The organism is Xanthomonas sp. DAR 35659 (assembly GCF_041242975.1).
In the GTDB taxonomy this organism is placed as follows: domain Bacteria; phylum Pseudomonadota; class Gammaproteobacteria; order Xanthomonadales; family Xanthomonadaceae; genus Xanthomonas_A; species Xanthomonas_A medicagonis.
The window spans coordinates 4,728,979-4,745,554 of sequence record NZ_CP162488.1 but is presented as its reverse complement, the minus strand read 5'-3'; the positions used below and the strand labels follow the sequence as shown (position 1 = coordinate 4,745,554).

The following is a 16,576-nucleotide window of genomic DNA, read 5'->3' as shown; positions in this document are numbered from 1 at the left end:
CATGCAAGACTGCGGCGGAGTCGGCCTGCAGGGATGCGCTCGACGCGCAAGGTCTCTATTCTTGTAGGAGCGACTTCAGTCGCGACGGGCGTTACCGGTAACGCCCGTCGCGACTGAAGGGCCCCTCTAATAACCCGCAGAAGTTACGCCTAATCACTCGCAAGTGACGGATGCGCTTGGCGCATTTCTCGAAATCGAGGTTATTAGAGGTGTCCTGAAGTCGCTCCCACAACGCTGCGCTGGCTTGTGCCATTCTGATGGCATGTTCTGGCCAACCATCGCTTACGGAAGACGTCAGTTGTACCTCCACAGAATGCCGATCGCCGTGCTTACTGCAACTGCTTGAGCCGCTCGACGATTTCTTCAGCATGGCGACCAACCAAGCCCTCGGAGGTGCCCCAGGCGCTGGTATTGGTCGATTCGACGTCGAAACGCGCCGCCGTCTTGCCATCTTCACCGGCGACTTCAACCCTGCTCTTGATCTTGTCGCGCCCAGCCATGATGCCAGCCCAGAAACGCGCGCCGTTGCTGCGCATGTAGTAGTGCTCGATGATGATTGTCATCTTGCGTGCTCTGGCATCGCCTTCGCTGCCACGCAAGTGCGCCTCGCCGAGCTTTTCGTCGAGTTGGCGCTGGAACATGCCCAGGCTGTCCGCGTCGGTGTCTTCGTTCCCCTTGATCTGGTACCAGTAGGTCTCAGGCGCTGTCGCCTTGTAGGTCTGCCGCACCACGCTATTGGTCGAACATCCGGCTATCAGCATGACGCCCACCAACGCGAGCGCGCTCCATCCGTTCTTCATGAGGTCCCCTTGTCATGTCGCATTTCCGCCGCGGCGGTCGCCTCCGGCTTTGCCAGCATAGCGCCTGGTCGTTGGCCTTTCGCCTTCGCGGGCGTGGTGGGCAAGTAGTGCGTAATGCTGCCGCCAACGATAAGGCTCGAGGCTAGTCCGCATCCTCTCCAAGCCATGGCACCTGCGCCCTGCGGTACTCGCCGCTGGCCTTGCTCAGGTGCAGCCACTGGTCCACGTAGGCCTTCCAGGCCACGTCGTCGCGCGGCAGCAGGAACGCCTTCTCGCTGTATTGCAGCGGCTGCTGCGGGCGCAGCGCGCACAGGCCGGGCACGCGGCGCTGCTGGAAGCGCGCTTCGGAGGCGTCCGTGATCATCACGTCGGCCCGGCCTTCGGCCAGTTCGCGGAAGATCGCGGTGTTGTCGTCGGACAGGATCAGCCACGCCCGCGGCAGTTCACGACGGGCGAACGCCTCGTTGGTGCCGCCGCGCGGCTCGATCACCCGCACCTCGGCACGGTCGATCTGGGCGACGTCGCGATAGCGTGCCTGGTCGGCGCAGCGCACCAGCGGGATCTTGCCGTCCACCTCCAGCACCGCACTGAACCAGGCCTGGCGTTGCCGCGCCAGCGACACCGAGATGCCGCCGACGGCGATGTCGCAGCGCTCGGCGAGCAGGTCCGGCAGCAGGGTCGGCCAGCGCGTGGGCACCCATTGCACCGGGACCTGCAGGCTGGCCGCCAGCGACTGCGCCAGGGTGATGTCGATGCCTTCGTAGCGGCCGTCAGCGCGCAGCAGGCTGTGCGGCGGGTAGTCGCCGGTGGTGCACACGCGCAGCGCGCCGCGCTGCACGATGGCGTCCAGGTGCGAGGGCGCGGCGGTCGCGGGCAGCGCCGCGGCGGCGCTCAGCAGGCAGGCGCCCAGCCATCGGATCATTGCGGTCTCCATTGGAAAGTTCGGGTGCCGGCGCGCGCTGGCTGTACGCCGGCTGTCGCGGCGGCGGCGCGCGCCACCTTAGCCGGTTTCCCCCGCGCGCGCCGCAGCGCGAGGCGCGACAGGGGTTTGCGCCCGGCAAGGCGACCGCCGATGGCAGGACATGGCCGTGCCGACAGCGGCGGACATGCCCGGACACAGGAACTCGGGGCACCATGGCACGGTCCGGAGACACTCCTCCGGTGGACGCATGCCTCGCTATGGAATCCCGCTCACCGTGACATCCGCGCCTGCGCAAGACCGGCTGCTGCACCTCGGCGCGGCGGCCACCAGCGTGCTGATCCTGCTGCTGCTGGGCCGCTTGCTGATGATCGCGCCGCCGCTGCCCACGCCGCGGACACAGGACGCGTTGCGGCTGGTGTTCGTGCCGCGCCCGGCCGCCGCGCCATCGCCGCCGCCGCCCACCGCGCCGCCGCCGTCGCGGCGTGCGCCCGCCGCTGTCCGCCCGGCACCCGCGGCACGGGCGCTGCCGCCGCCCACGGCCCGTGCCGCCGCGGCCACTCCCGCGCCGGCCGCCACGCTGTACGCCGACGATGGCCGCGCGCGCTTGCCGGACGGCGTGGCGGTGGACCCGTTCGCCGAAGCGCAGGGCACTCCGCCGGGCACCACCAACCCGCGCGACCTGGCCAAGGCCAAGCGCGTGTTCGAGCGCCCCAATCCGATCGACTACCGGCGCACCCGCTTCGACAAGGACTGGGCCAGCGATGGCAGCCTCGGCGACGTGGCGGTGCAGGGCATCGGCAACGCGATGAAGAAGCTGCTGCCCAAGAGCAAGCACCAGCCGGCGGTGGCGCGGCCGCCGCCGGACGTGCGCTTCAATCCTGGCCTGCACGAACGCCCCGGCGATCTCGGCAGCGAGGCGACCGGCGACGCCTACAAGGCCGCGCCGATCGCCTTCGAGAAGGCGCCGGGGCTGGAGGGCGAGGCCAGCCGCCGCATCCGCAAGGCGATCGGCGAACTGGAGCAGCGCCGCGCCGCCTGCCCGGCGGCGCAGCGCCGGGTTCTGCTGCAGCCGGTGCTCGACAATCTGGACGCGCTGCAACGGGCGGAGAACGCCATGGCCCACGGCGCCGATCCGATCCAGGCGCAGCAGACGCTGCCGCGCGCCGCCGACAGTGCCTACGACCTGGCGCGGCGCGCGCTGTGGTACGCGGATCGGAAGCTGGCGGCGTGCGCGCCGTAGGAAACAGCGGATGGGTGCCTGGCGCAGCGGTCGTGGCGGTGGATGGGATCTGTCGCGGCTAAAGCCGCTCCGACAGGGGGCGTGCCGGGTCCTCACCTGCGTCGACGCCGGGTGCGCGATGATGCGCGCCCTCGCCACGCGTGTTCCACCGCCCGTCCAATGTCCGCTTTTCGAACGCTGCCGCTCCTGCTGGTGTGCTGCTGCGTCGCCGCCGGTGCGCAGGCGCGCACGGTGTACCGCTGCGTGCGCGACGGCACGGTCAGCCTGGCCACCGCACCGGAGCCGGGCTCGCGCTGTACGCCCAAGGAGCTCGACGATGCCGCGATCGCCACCCCCAATCCGTGGGGCAACATGGGCGTGTTCAGCGGCACCCTGTACGAGCGCGAGCAGGACGGGCGCCTGGTGTACTCCACCCGCAACCTGCCCGGCTCGCGTCCCTACCTGCGCTTCACCGCGGTCACGCCGCCGGGCGAGCCGGCGCATCCGGGGCTGGGCAAGGTCGGCAAGCCGCAATTGAAGCCGCACGCCGCGCAGTTCCGCGCCGCCGCGCGCGCCACCGGCGTGGACGATGCCTGGCTGCGCGCGATCGCGCATGCCGAAAGCGGCTTCGATGCGACGGCGGTGTCGCCGAAGGGCGCGCAAGGGGTGATGCAGCTGATGCCGGAGGTGGCGAAGGAATACGGCGTGGCCGATCCGTTCGCCGCCGAGCAGTCGATCGCCGGCGGCGCGCGCTACATGAAGGCGCTGCTGCACCGCTACCAGGGCGACCGCACCCTCGCCGCGGCCGCCTACAACGCCGGCATCGGCGCGGTCGCGCGCTACCGCGGGGTGCCGCCGTACGCGGAGACGCGCGAGTACATCGACAAGGTGCTGGCGTTGTACCAGCGCTACCGCGAGGCGATGGGCATCAAGGCCGAGACGCCCGCGCAGTAGCCGCGGTGACTGGGCGCTGTCGCGCCGTGGGGTGTTCGGCAGGCCGGCGATGGCGGGCAGCGCCGGCGCACGATGTCGCGACGCATCCATGCGTGGATCGCGCGCGCTCGCTCGCTGCGCCAGCCCGAAGGCCGACGCGCTCGCCGCCGTCGCGATGCACCGGATTCAACTGTGGGCTTGCAGCGCCACTTCCTCGTACGGCTGCACCACCACCCAGCCGTCGCCGGCGAAGCGCAACTGGATGCTCTCGCCCGAGCCGCGCCCGAGCAGCGTGCCCAGGCTGACGTCGGTGACGATCTCCGGGGTCAGTCCACCGGACCAGGCGACGGTGGCATTGGGATCGGTGAACACCGGGCCGGTCTGCGCATTCACCGGCAGCGTCAGCGGTTCGTAGTGCGAGGTGATGGCGACGATGCCGTGGCCGCTCAGGCGCACGTTGAACAGGCCGCCGGAGAGCATGCCGGCGACCTTGCGCATCATGGTGATCCGGCTGTCGATGCCGGCCTCGATGGCCAGCACGTCGTTGCCGTTGACGAAGATCGACTCGCCGGCCAGGCGCAGCAAGGTGATCTTCTTGCCGGCGTCGGCCAGGTACACGCGGCCCTGGCCCTCGACCTTCATCAGCTGCATGCCTTCGCCGCTGACCGCCTTCTTCAGCAGGTTGCCCAGGCCCTGTTCCAGCATCCCCTGGCGGGTGAACTTCACCGCGCCCTTGCGCGCGACCATCGCCCCGGCCTTGGCCCAGACCAGTCCGTCCAGGCGCACTTCCAGCAGATGCGGGCTTTCCAGTTCGAACGCGTCGGCCGACGCGTCCTTCTCGCGCGAGGTGGACAGGAACTCGGCCAGGGTGCGTACGCTCATCGTCGGTCCTTGGTGTGGGCAAGGACCGCAGCATACCCGCCGGCCGCCGGGATCACGGCGTGGCCGGCTCCGGCTGCCGCTGCCTGGCGCTCGTGGCCGGCGCGGCGGGCGCGGGCGACGGCACCGGCGTGGAATACAGGTCCAGCAACAGCAGGGTGACGCCGTTGGTCCAGCCGAAGCCGTCCTGCAACGCGTACTCGCCGCCGCCACCGCCCTTGGCCTGCCCGTCCACCGCGTACTTCTCCACCAGCTTGTGCTGCTGCGCGAACAGCGCCTGCACGCGCGCCAGGAAGCGGCTGCCGATGCGTTGCGCCAGCGCGTGCTGGTCGTAGCGGCGCAGGCCGCTCACCGCGATCCACTGCAGCGGCGCCCAGCCGTTGGGTTCGTCCCACTGCTGGCCGGTGTGCAGGCGGGTGCTGGCCAGCCCGCCCGGACGCAGCAGTTGCGCCTGCACGGTGGTGGCGCTGCGCTTGGCGCGCGCCGGCGAGGCGATGCCGACGAACAGCGGATACAGCGCCGCGGCGGTGACCTGGTCGCGCAGGCGGCGCTGCTGCCAGTCGTAGTCGGCGTAGTAGCCGGCATCGCTCCACAGGTGCTTGTCCATCGCGGTCTTGCGCGCGCTGGCCAGGGCCGCGTAGTCGGTGTCGCAGCCGGCCGCGCCCGGATGCTTGGCGCAGGCCAGGGCGAGGGTGGTTTCGAGGTGGTAGAGCAGGCTGTTGAGGTCGACCGGGACGATGGCGGTGGTGCGGATCGTGGCCAGCGTCTTGCGGTCGCCGAGCCAGCGGCTGGAATAGTCCCAGCCGCTTTCGGCGCCGGCGCGCAGGTCGCGGTAGACCTCCGCGGCGGGGCGGTCCTTGGCCTCGGCGGCGGTGCGCACGTCGTGCAGCCAGGCTTCCGGACGCGGCGTGTCGCGCGCGTCCCAGTAGCGGTTGAGCAGGCTGCCGTCGGCCAGCCGCACCACGTGCGCATGCGCGCCGCCCGGGGCCAGCGTCTGCGCGCCTTCCATCCAGTATGCGTATTCCTTCTGCAGCTGCGGCAGGTAGCGCGCGTAGGCGGCATCGCCCTCCACCGTGGCCTGCAACTGCACCATGTGTGAGAAGAACGGCGGCTGCGAGCGGCTCAGGTAATAGGTGCGGTTGCCGTTGGGGATGTGCCCGTAGGTGTCGATCAGGTAGGCGAAGTTGTCCAGCATCTGCCGGCTGCGCTCGGTCTCCCCGCTCTCGACCAGGCCGAGCATGGTGAAGTACGAATCCCAGTAGTAGACCTCGCGGAAGCGCCCGCCCGGCACCACGTAGGGCTGCGGCAGCGACAGCAGGCTGCTGTACGCCGGCACGTCCACCTGGCGACGCACCAGCAGCGGCCACAGCGCGTCGATGTGCTCGCGCAGGCCGGTGTCCTGGCGGATCGCCTCGGTCTGCACCGGGCCGGATTCCTCGAAATTGGCGGCGACGAAGCGGCGCAGGTCGAAGCCGGGCTGCTGGCGCTGGGCCAGGTAGTCGGCGTTGATCAGCGCGGGGTCGCGCAACGGCAGCGCATCCACGAAATGCTTCTGGTCGTCGAACAGTTCCTGTTGCTGCACCGCCTGGAACAGTTCGGGGTAGGCCAGGTCCGGCGTCAGCGGGGTGGGCGCGGGCGCGGCCTGCAGCGCGGCGGGCGCGGCCTGCAGCGCGGCGGGCGCGGCCTGCGCCGCGGCGGTGTCGCAGCCGCCCAGCAGCAGGCCCAGCGACAGGCTCAGCAGCGGGGTGCAGCAGGGAGGAGCGGCATGGCTCATCTCGGGTCCGAAGCAGGAGGCGTGCGGCATGGTAAACGACCGAAGGCGGAGGCGGGGAGACTGGCGGCGGCACCGCCGCCGGCCGACGCGGGCGACGGCAGGTGGCGATCCGGAGCGGCCACGAAACCGGCAGCCGATCCGGCGATATCGGCCGCGCGTGGGCCGGCTTGAACCCGCGCGGGCCGATCCGTCCTGCAGCGATGCAAGAGCGGGGCCAATATGCGATGCCGCGTGGTGGCCGGGCAGCGGCGGGCCGGGCGCATCACCCGTGCGCTGGCCGCGTGCCCGCGCGACACGGGGATCGATGCCGCCGATGGCGGCATATACTGCTGGCCGGACCCATGACGATGGAACGCGCGTGCTGAAAATCGTGGTCCGGCAGGCGGAAGACGTGCTGTTCCATTGCCAGTGGATCGATGGGTTCGACCATCGCGCCGATGCCGCGTCGTACCATCCTGAAGGCGTGGTCCGCCTTCTGGCCTTCTCCGGCATCGTCCCCGGCAGCGGCCTGGAAATCCGGCGCGGCGGCCTGCTGGATCTCTGCTATTCGTGGGACGACATCAGCCTCGGCGTCTTCGAAGTGGAGACGATCCGTTCGGTGCGGTCGGACCTTGCAGGCACTACGCGCCATGCCCTGGTTCGCGTCTACCAGGTGCCGGACATCCTTAGCCTGAGAATACTGAAGGCCTGGTCAGACGGCTGTTTCACGGTGGAGTGGAAGGACCTCGATTCGCGGGAAGCGAAGTCGTCATGGCTCATCGCCTGCTCGGTAGGGGAGCGTTCGGCGCTCTATGCCCGGCCGCCATCCCTGCCTGCGGTGGTGTCGGTGGATCTGCGGCGGTTGCACACGCAGGAAGATTTCTTCTGCGCGTTGGGCGAGGCGGTCATGGGGACCGGGGGCTATGTCGGGCAGGATCCCGCGGGCATGTACGACTGCCTGGGCCAATTGCTTTCCGAGCGCGCCGACCGGATCCGCTTCGTGTTTTCCGGGCATGCGGGGTTCGACGACCAGGACATGCCGTTCTTCCGCGAGACGAAACGCGTGATCGAGGACCTGGGCTGTGAGGTGGTTCTCGCCGACGATGCGTTGGACTGACGCCTGCCGCGCCCGGCGCGCCGCCCTGCCGATGATGGCGAGGGCCCACCACGCAGGCGCCTGCCGCGCTCCGCGGGGTCCCACGGCGGAAGACGACAACTAGACCGGAGGCGGGTTCGATCCCTGTCCGAACCCGCGTAGCGTCGCCTGCAGCGCGGCGGCATTGTCCAGCGCGTGGCCGAGCGCGGTGTTGTCGAAGATCACCCAGGCTTCGCCCACCGGCGGCGTGGCGGCGACGACGCGTGCGGCCAGCGCTCGCAGCGCCGCGTCCGGGTAGTCGCTGTAGTAGATGCGCGGTGCGCCGTGCCAGCGCCAGTAGGCCGGCGCGGCGGAACCCGCCGGCTGCGCCGCGGCGGCGCTCAGTGCCGGGTCGGCGGCGACGCGGGCGATCCCGTGGCGCTGCCACAACGCCTCGGCGCGCGCGCAGAACCAACTGGCGTGGCGCGGTTCGCAGGCGATGCCGCCATGCCAGCGGCGGCGCAGCATCGCGAAGAAGGTGGCGGCGGTGCGCGCGTCGAAGGCCAGGCTCGGCGGCAACTGCACCAGCAGGCAGCCGAGCTTGTCGCCGAGATGGCCGACCTCGCCGAGGAATGCCTGCAGCAGCGGCGCGACGCGATAGAGCCGCGCGTCATGGGTGATCGTGCGCGGCAGCTTGGCCGAAAAGCGGAAGCCCGCCGGCACGCTGTCGGCCCAGCGCTGGTAGGTGGCGGGACGGTGGGCGCGGTAGAACGTGGAATTGATCTCCACCGCGTCCAAGCGCGTGGCGTAGCGGTGCAACTGGCTGGCGCCGTCGCCGACCAGGCCGCGCTGCGTGCTGGCGATCGACCAGCCGGCGCAGCCGACGCGGATGCGTGGCGCGGCGTCGGTGCGGCGTGGCGAGGCGGTTGGCATCGGCGGTGGCAGGCGGGACGGGTCTTTGGGATACCAAGCGCTGCGGCCAAGCGCCGTGAAGGATATTGCCGACCATCTCCGCCTTCCGGCAGGTTCATGCGTCGTCCGCATCCTCCTCGTCGACCAGCCCTTGGACGAACTGGAGGCACAGCGACCTTTCGGCGTTGGCCTGGTTCTGTTCCGGGCTGAGCTCGCTGTCGAAGGTGTCGGTGGTGAAATAGCTGACGGCCCCCGTGTCCAGATCCAGGCAGAAGAGGTTGCCGCCGCAGTCGTTCGCGAACGGCAGCAGGCGTGCCGGCAGAACCTGTTTCTGCAGCATCAATCGGTAGGTGGACAGCAGCGTGTAGTCGCAATGCGCAATCGGTTTGAAAGTGGCGACCTCGATCGGCTCGTACTCATCTTCGCCGACCCAATACGCTCGCTCAGGCATGCCGCCGTTGTACTTGAGGTAATGCTCCCTGAAGGGAGTCGGCAGCTTCCTGCCAATCACCGATTCCAGGTGATCCAGGTCCGCGGGGGTGATGGCCGCTTCGCCATCCGAGAGCATGTTTTCAAGCATCGCGATCTCCGATCGGCAGCAGTGCCCAGGAGACGGGTCTACTTTTCGGAAGATGTTTGGTCAGCCGGCTTTCCCGGAAACCGCAGAGACCGGCTCGCAGATGTCATCCCGGCCTTGCACTGCTTGAATGTCGAGCGACCGATGTGTGCAGCGCGCTTGTGCGCGTGCCTCTAACGCGAGACTGGCAGCATCTGGACCACTGCGGGCGCGTCGCCATGCCAGGACGTTCCCGGTCGCGGGTGACCCGTCCGCCGCCGCCTTGCAACGCATGGCCGGGACGTCCCGGCCATGCGCGTGTTGCCTTACTGCTTGCCGGCGGCCTTGGCCTTCGCCTTGACCGGCTGGCCGTCGCTGTTCAGCACCTGCACCTCGCCCAGCTTCAGGGCGCGCACCGGCGCCTCGATCTGCTTGAGGTCGCCGACGATCACCCAGGTCATCGCCTGCGGTACGACGATCTCCTTGATCGCCGCTTCCGCCGCGGCCTGGTCGATGCCTTCCAGGCGCGTCTTCAGGGTCTGCACGTAGTCGTCCGGGCGGCCGTACTGGACGATGCTCTCGACCGCGCCCAGCACCGCGCCGGTGGTCTCGAAGCTGCCGGGCAGGGCGCGGATGCGCTGGTTCTTGATGTTGGCGATCTCCTCGGCGGTCAGCGGCTTGTCGCCGACCACGGCCTTGGCTTCCTTGAGGATCTCGGCGGCCGACTCGGCGGTCTTGTCGGTCTGCACCGGGGCGAAGAACAGGAACGGGCGCTGGCCTTGCGCATCGAGCATGAAGCTCTGCGCACCGTAGGCCCAGCGCTTGTCTTCGCGCAGGTTCATGTTCAAGCGCGAGGTGAAGGTACCGCCGAAGGCGCCGTTGGCCACGCCGATGGCCAGGTTGTTCGGCGCCTTGGTCGACGGCGCCAGCAAGCCGGCCAGGATCAGCGACTGCGGCGCGTCGGCGCGGTTGATCAGGAACACCCGCGGCGCGGGCTGCGCGGCGGCCTGCGGCAGCGTCTTGGTCTGCAGCGCGGTCGCCGGCGGTTGCCAGTCGCCGAACGCCGCGTCCAGCTGCGGGATGATCTGCGCCAGCGTGGTGTCGCCGGCGACCAGGATGCGCAGGTTGTCCGGACGCAGCCAGTTGTTCTGGAACGCGCTCAGGTCCTTCGCGGTCAGGCTCTTGATCGCCGCCTCGGTGCCGGTGCCGGTGAGCGGCACGCCGTACGGATGTTGCGGGCCGTACAGCAGCGGCGGCAGGGTGCGCAGCGCCAGGCCCTGGGGCTGGGTCTTCTCCTGGGCGATGCCGGCCAGCCACTGGCTGCGCACGCGTTCGATGTCCTCGGTCTTGAACGCCGGGTTGCGCACGATGTCGGCGAACAGCGCCAGCGACGGCGTCAACTGGTCGTTGAGCGCGTCCAGCGAGGCGCCGCAGATGTCCAGTTCGCAGGACACGCTGGTGATCGCGCCCAGGCGCTGGCGACGCTGCGCCACCTCCACCGAATCCAGGCTCTGCGTGCTTTCGTTCATCAGCGCCGCGGTGAAGTTGGCGGTGCCGAGCTTGCCGCCGTGGTCCACGGCGTAGCCGGCGTCGAACAGCAGTTCGATCTGCGTGACCGGGATGGTGTGGCGCTCTGCCAGCACCACCTCGATGCCGTTCTTGAGCTTGCCGCGCTGCAGTTGCGGGAAGCTCAGGCTCGGGAACTGGGTGGTCTCCGGCACGCCGGCGGCGCGATCGATGCGGCTCTTGCCGACGCGGTAGTCGGCCGCGGCCGGCAGCGTGGGCGCGGGCTTGCCCTCGGCGGCGGGCAGCGGCTTGACCGCCTTGTCCTCGGCGACCGGATCGAAGCCCTCGGCGGCCGGCAGCACGGTCAGCAGGTAGTCGCCCTTGCCGAACCAGGTGGCGGCGGCCTTGCGCACGCTGGACGCGGTGGCGGCCTGGGCGCGCTGCAGATCCTGCTTGTAGGCGCCCGGATCCTTGCGGTAGACCTGGCCCTCGGCCAGGATCGCGGCCTTGCCGGTGAAGCCGCCGACCTTCTCCAGGCCGCGCACGAAGCCGGCGCGGTAGCTGACCTGCGCGCGCTGCAGTTCGTCGGCGGTCGGGCCCTCGGCCAGGAATTTCTGCAGTTCGTCGGCGATGGCGGCCTCGACCTTGGCCGGATCCACGCCGTCCTTCACGTCGGCGCTGATCTGCAACTGGCTGGCCAGCGCGAACGGCTGGATGCTGGCCGAAACGTCGTCCACCAGGTTGTCGCGGTACACCAGGCGCTGGTACAGGCGGCTGGTCTTGCCGCCGCCGAGCACGGTGGTGGCCAGGTCCAGTTGCACCGCGTCGTCGGTGCCCAGTTGCGGCGCCACCCAGGTGCGGTAGATGCGCGGCTGTGAGACGTGGTCGTGCTGCACGCCGCGGGTCTGCTTGGCCAGCGGGGTGATCCACGGCTGCTGGCGCGGCACCGGCTTGCCGGCGGGAATGTCGCCGAAGTACTGCTCGGCCTTGGCCTTGGCCTGCGCCACGGTGATGTCGCCGGCCAGCACCAGGGTGGTGTTGGCGGCGCCGTAGTTGTCGTGGAACCACTGCTTGACGTCGTCCAGCGAGGCCGCGTCGAGGTCGGCCATCGAGCCGATGGTGTCGTGCTGGTACGGATGGTTGGCCGGGAAGATGTTGGCCAGGATGTTCTCGTCCACGCGCCCGTACGGACGGTTCTCGCCCTGGCGCTTCTCGTTCTGGACCACCCCGCGCTGGGTATCCAGTTCCTTCTGCCCGATCGCGCCGAGCAGGTGGCCCATGCGGTCCGATTCCATCCACAGCGCGGTGTCCAGCGCGGTGGTCGGCACGGTCTCGAAGTAGTTGGTGCGGTCGAACCAGGTGGTGCCGTTCATGTCGGTGGCGCCGACCTTCTCGAACGGCTGGAAGTAGGTGCCCTTGTGGTTCTCCGAGCCGGAGAACATCAGGTGCTCGAACAGGTGGGCGAAGCCGGTCTTGCCGGCCGGCTCGTCGCCGGAGCCGATGTGGTACCAGATGCTAACCGCCACCACCGGCGCCTTGTGGTCCTCGTGCACGATCACGGTCAGGCCGTTGGGCAGGGTGAAGCGGGTGTAGGCGATCTCCGGCACGGTGGCCTTGGCCGACAGGGCGGCCGGCGCGGCGGCCACGGGCGCGCTCGTGGCGGCGGCGCCGACGGCGAGAATGCTGGAGATCAACAAGGACAGGGGACGAAGCATGGGCCAGGCCTGATCGGGAGAATGGCCCAGCATAGTGGGCGCGTGTTGGGGCCGGTAGGTGACTGATGGCACAGCGGCGCGGGCCACCGATGGCCGCTTCGCCGGTGGCCGCGAAGCCGGCGCGGTGGCCGGGAGCGATCGCGGCCGCGCCACGGTCGCTGCCGTCGTGTGCGTGGCGGGGTCGGGCGCTGCCTGCCGCCATCGTTCGCGGCTGTCACGTCGAACGATCGCCCATCGGGCTTGCAACGCGAACGGCGCGCCGCGCTGCCGCTTGCCGGCATCGCCGGCGCGGCCGCCCGCGCCGGGTCGGTGCGCGGCGGGGTGGCCGGATGCGCTGCCGGAGCGCCCGCGCGAGTGTCGGTCCCGGGGCGAGGCGTCGCGGCGAGGCGCTGGCCTGTACTCAGCGCGCGGCGCAGAAGCCGAATTCGGCGCTGGCGCCGGGCGCCAGGCGCTTGTTCCAGTCCAGGCCGGCGGCATTGAGCGTGCTGCCCGACTGCGTCCAGGTGGCGTTCCACAGGCTGCTGATCCTGCCGCTGATCGACAGGGCGACCGCCCAGTCGCCGCTGGCGCTGCCGGTGTTGGTCACCTGCACGCGATGGCAGTAACCGGCGTTCCAGTCGCTGTCGACGACGGTCTTGGTGCTGAAACTGGCGCCGCCCGGCGTCGGAGTGGGTGTCGGTGTAGGAGTGGGGGTAGGCGTCGGCGTCGGCGTCGGCGTCGGCGTGCTGCTGCTGGAATCGCCCCACAGTTTCTTCAGCAAGGCGACCTTGTCGGTGCGCAGCGAACTCCAGTCGTCATTGAGGATGCCGCCGGTGTCGCCGCTGTTCGGATTCCACGACCAGTAGAACCCGCTGCGCACGCCCTTGCCGATCAGGTAGTCGACCAGGGCGTTCTGCCATTGCACGTCCAGCGCGTTGCCCTGGCCGTACTTGCCGCCGAACTCGCCGAGCAGCACCGCGTGGCCGGCCTGCACGAACTGGCCGAAGTGCTGCTCCCAGATCGCCGGCATGTTGGCCGGGAAGTTGGACGCGCTGAAGTAGGACTGCATGTGCACGTCCGGGCCGTACACGTGCGGTGCCAGCAGCAGGCGGTTGGCGGGGATGTTCAGCGCGGTGCAGGCCAGTGGTTCCAGGTTGCCGCCCCAGAAATGGCCGCCGCCGCTGGAGCAGGTCGGGTTCTCGCCGATGCCTTCGACCACGATCAGCCAGTTCGGCGCCGCCTTCAGCACCACCGCGGCCGCGCGTTCGGCGGCCTTGTTCCAGTCGGTGGCGGTGTTGCCGCTGCCCCAGGTGGCGGCGCCGTGCGGCTCGTTCTTCAGGTCCAGGCCGATCACGCCCGGCACGCCGGCGTAGCGCTTGGCGACGAAGCTCAGGTCGTCCAGCCACTGCTGCTCGCTGTAGGAGGAGGTGTACCACAGCTCGGAAATCGCGTTGCAGTCCGGCGTGTGGTGGTCGAGCAGCACGTACATGCCGCGGCTGCTCAGTTCGTCGATCACCTTGTCCATCACCTGCAGCGCGCTCAGGCCCTGCAGGTCCGGATTGCGGCTGTAGTCGATGCTGCTCGGCGCGATGCCGGACAGGGTCTGCGGGCAGAACGGCAGGCGCACGGCGTTGAAGCCCTGGCCCTGCATCTGCGTGATCATGTCCTTCCAGTTGCGCGCCCACAGCCCGTGCACGGTATGCACGTTGGTCTCGAAGCCGAACCAGTTGACGCCACGCAACTGCACCGCGTTGCCGTTGTCGTCGACCACCTTGCCGTCCTTGATCGCATAGCTCCAGGCCGAACCGCTGGCCGCCACTAGCGCCGCGGCCAACAGGCAGCGGATGATGCGGGCATTCCTGGACGTGGACATGGGGCGTTCTCCGAAAGGGGCGCCAAGCGTAACCGCCCGAGGCGGGACGCGGCAGGACGGGGGGCGGCCATCATCGGCCGGTTGCCGCGGGGGGCGTCGTGATTGCCGACACAGAAGCATCGCCTGTCCACCTGGGCCGTCTCGCGCCGCGCCGATGCCGTGGTGGAAACGCCGCGCGGGCGCCGGGCACGCCTTCCGTCGCGCATAGCCGCCCGCCGCCGGCATGGTTACACTCGGGCGTCTCCATTTCTCCGAGGGGTACGCGTGAAGCGACCGATCATGGGCATGCTGGCCCTGGCGATCTCCGGCGCACTGATGGCGGCGCCGCCGTCCGCACCGCGTTTCGACACGCAGCGCATTTCCGCCGACGTCAAGACGCTGTCCTCCGACGCCTACGAGGGCCGCGCCCCGGCCACGCCGGGCGAGGACAAGACCGTGGCCTACCTCAGCGCGCAGTTCCAGGCCGCCGGCCTGCAGCCGGGCGGCGACCTCCAGGACGGCAAGCGCCTGTGGACGCAGGCGGTGCCGCTGCGCCGCGCCGATATCGTCGGCAGCCCGCAGATCACGATCGAGCGCGACGGCCAGCGCCAGGCGCTGACCCAGGGCCAGCAGATCGCGTTGCGCGCCGCGCTCGACGGCAGCAGCCAGGTCGCCATCGACGGCGCGCCGCTCGTGTTCGTCGGCTACGGAGTCAAGGCGCCGGAACGCGGCTGGGACGACTTCAAGGGCGTTGACCTGAAGGGCAAGATCGCGGTGGTGCTGATCAACGACCCGGACTTCGAGACCGGCAAGGGCGCCTTCGACGGCAAGGGCATGACCTACTACGGGCGCTGGACCTACAAGTACGAAGAGGGCGCGCGGCAGGGCGCGGCCGGCGTGCTGATCGTGCACGAGACCGCGCCGGCGTCCTACGGCTGGGCGACGGTCGCCAGTTCCAACACCAACAGCATGTTCGACGTGGTCCGCGACGATCCCAAGTCCGCGCATCCGGCGCTGGAAGGCTGGATCCAGCGCGATCTGGCGGTGGACCTGTTCAAGCGCGCCGGGCTGGATTTCGAGAAATTGAAGAAGCAGGCGCAGTCGCGCGACTTCACGCCGGTGGAACTGAAGGGCGAACGCCTGCACGCCGACTATGCGGTGAAGTCGGAGGTCATCACCTCGCACAACGTGATCGCGCGGCTGCCCGGCAGCACGCACCCGGACGACAGCGTGATCTACACCGCGCACTGGGACCACATCGGCGTGGGCGCGCCGGACGCCAACGGCGACCGCATCTTCAACGGCGCGCTGGACAACGCCAGCGGCACCGCCGCGCTGCTGGAGCTGGCGCGGGTGTTCGCCAAGGGCCCGGCGCCGCAGCGCTCGGTGGTGTTCCTGGCGGTCACCGCCGAGGAGAAGGGCCTGCTCGGCTCGGAGTACTACGCGTCCAAGCCGCTGTATCCGTTGGCGCGCACGGTTGCGGTGATCAACATGGACGGCATGAGCCCGTTCGGTCCGTCGCGCGATTTCGGCATCTACGGTACCGCCAAGCTCGACCTGCTCGAGGACCTGAAGACCGTCGCCAAGCGCTGGGACCTGCGCTACACGCCGGATCCCAAGCCGGAAGCCGGCTACTTCTTCCGCTCCGACCATTTCTCCTTCGCCAAGCGCGGCGTGCCGGCGCTGTCCTTCGCCGCCGGGCAGGACTGGGTGGACGGCGGCATCAAGGCCGGCAAGGCCGCGTCCGACGACTACACCGCCAAGCGCTACCACCAGCCCGGCGACGAATGGCTGCCGAGCTGGACCTTCGCCGGTGCCGCGCGCGACCTGCAGGTGCTGTACACGCTGGGATCGGAACTGGCCGATTCGACGCAGTGGCCGAACTGGAGCACGGACTCGGAGTTCCGCGCCATCCGCGACGCCAGCGCGGCGCAGCGGCGATGAGCCGGCACTGAGGCATGGAGGCCGATCGGCCACGCGCGCGCTGGAGGCGCGTCGGCGTGGCGCTGGCGTTCCTCGCCTTCGGTCCGCCACTGGGCACCTTCCCGGTGGCGCTGCCGATCCTGCTGCTGTGGTCGCACAGCCTGGCGCCATTGGATGCGCTGCGCGTGGCGTCGATGATGACGCTCGCGTCCTACGTGCCGGGTGCGCTGCCGGCGCTGCTGACCGGCGCCTTCGCCGCGCACGGCTGGCCGCAGCGGGACTGGCACGCGCATCTGCGCATCGGCATGGCCGGGTTGCTGCTGTCCCTGCTCTGCTTCGCCGTCACCGTCGCCGTGATGGGGGACCTGTCCGAGTCCATTCCCACCGTCGTGAGCCTGCTGCTGCTGTGCAGCCTGCCGGGCTTCGTCGGCGCCACCCTGGTGTCGCGCTTGCTGCAGTGGGCCGTGGGCCTGCGCCAGCGGCGCGACGCGAACGCATCCGTTTCCAAACAGAATTGAGCCGTGTCCACCGATCCTACCGATCCGACCGTCC

At 69.8% G+C, this 16,576-nt stretch carries 13 protein-coding genes; 5 read left to right on the top strand and 8 right to left on the bottom strand.

From position 1 onward, the window contains the following. Positions 1–329: 329 nt before the first annotated feature. Positions 330–800: a hypothetical protein gene (locus tag AB3X07_RS20100; RefSeq protein WP_369940616.1), complete on the bottom strand. Its 471-nt coding sequence runs from the start codon at positions 798–800 to the stop codon at positions 330–332. Between the two features lie 142 nt (positions 801–942). After that, entirely contained in the window at positions 943–1,722 is a 780-nt protein-coding gene (locus AB3X07_RS20095) for a transporter substrate-binding domain-containing protein (protein WP_369940614.1), read from the bottom strand. A 358-nt stretch (positions 1,723–2,080) separates the two neighbouring features. Here AB3X07_RS20095 and AB3X07_RS20090 point away from each other — a divergent pair, with 358 nt between their 5' ends. Both AB3X07_RS20090 and AB3X07_RS20085 read left to right on the top strand, forming a co-directional pair. Further along, on the top strand, positions 2,081–2,962 hold the full coding sequence (locus tag AB3X07_RS20090; RefSeq protein ID WP_369944822.1) for a hypothetical protein: 882 nt from the start codon (positions 2,081–2,083) through the stop codon (positions 2,960–2,962). A gap of 159 nt (positions 2,963–3,121) precedes the next feature. Then, entirely contained in the window at positions 3,122–3,895 is a 774-nt protein-coding gene (locus tag AB3X07_RS20085) for a lytic transglycosylase domain-containing protein (RefSeq protein WP_369940612.1), read from the top strand. A 165-nt stretch (positions 3,896–4,060) separates the two neighbouring features. Here AB3X07_RS20085 and AB3X07_RS20080 read toward each other — a convergent pair whose 3' ends face one another. Next, complete coding sequence (locus AB3X07_RS20080) at positions 4,061–4,756, bottom strand: AIM24 family protein (RefSeq protein ID WP_369940610.1); 696 nt, start codon at positions 4,754–4,756, stop codon at positions 4,061–4,063. A gap of 52 nt (positions 4,757–4,808) precedes the next feature. Continuing rightward, a complete protein-coding gene (gene treA / locus AB3X07_RS20075; protein ID WP_369940608.1) occupies positions 4,809–6,527 on the bottom strand; it encodes an alpha,alpha-trehalase TreA in 1,719 nt (572 codons plus the stop codon). Positions 6,528–6,885: 358 nt separating this feature from the next. Here treA and AB3X07_RS20070 point away from each other — a divergent pair, with 358 nt between their 5' ends. Continuing rightward, a complete protein-coding gene (locus AB3X07_RS20070) occupies positions 6,886–7,623 on the top strand; it encodes a hypothetical protein (protein ID WP_369940607.1) in 738 nt (245 codons plus the stop codon). Between the two features lie 99 nt (positions 7,624–7,722). Here the strand turns inward: AB3X07_RS20070 and AB3X07_RS20065 are convergent, their stop codons facing one another. The 4 genes from AB3X07_RS20065 to AB3X07_RS20050 form a co-directional block, all read right to left on the bottom strand. Continuing rightward, the gene (locus tag AB3X07_RS20065; RefSeq protein WP_369940605.1) at positions 7,723–8,514 is read right to left on the bottom strand and encodes a DUF72 domain-containing protein; all 792 of its coding nucleotides are present in this window, start codon (positions 8,512–8,514) and stop codon (positions 7,723–7,725) included. A 94-nt stretch (positions 8,515–8,608) separates the two neighbouring features. Beyond that, on the bottom strand, positions 8,609–9,073 hold the full coding sequence (locus tag AB3X07_RS20060) for an SMI1/KNR4 family protein (protein WP_369940603.1): 465 nt from the start codon (positions 9,071–9,073) through the stop codon (positions 8,609–8,611). Between the two features lie 302 nt (positions 9,074–9,375). After that, positions 9,376–12,270 (bottom strand): M16 family metallopeptidase, encoded by a 2,895-nt coding sequence (locus AB3X07_RS20055; RefSeq protein WP_369940601.1) that lies wholly within the window; start codon positions 12,268–12,270, stop codon positions 9,376–9,378. Between the two features lie 400 nt (positions 12,271–12,670). Beyond that, complete coding sequence (locus AB3X07_RS20050; RefSeq protein WP_369940600.1) at positions 12,671–14,122, bottom strand: cellulase family glycosylhydrolase; 1,452 nt, start codon at positions 14,120–14,122, stop codon at positions 12,671–12,673. A gap of 264 nt (positions 14,123–14,386) precedes the next feature. Between AB3X07_RS20050 and AB3X07_RS20045 the strand changes: the two genes are divergently transcribed. Both AB3X07_RS20045 and AB3X07_RS20040 read left to right on the top strand, forming a co-directional pair. Then, the gene (locus AB3X07_RS20045; protein ID WP_369940598.1) at positions 14,387–16,045 is read left to right on the top strand and encodes a M28 family peptidase; all 1,659 of its coding nucleotides are present in this window, start codon (positions 14,387–14,389) and stop codon (positions 16,043–16,045) included. A 56-nt stretch (positions 16,046–16,101) separates the two neighbouring features. Beyond that, positions 16,102–16,542, top strand: a complete 441-nt coding sequence (locus AB3X07_RS20040; protein WP_369940597.1) for a hypothetical protein — start codon at positions 16,102–16,104, stop codon at positions 16,540–16,542. Positions 16,543–16,576 lie beyond the last annotated feature (34 nt).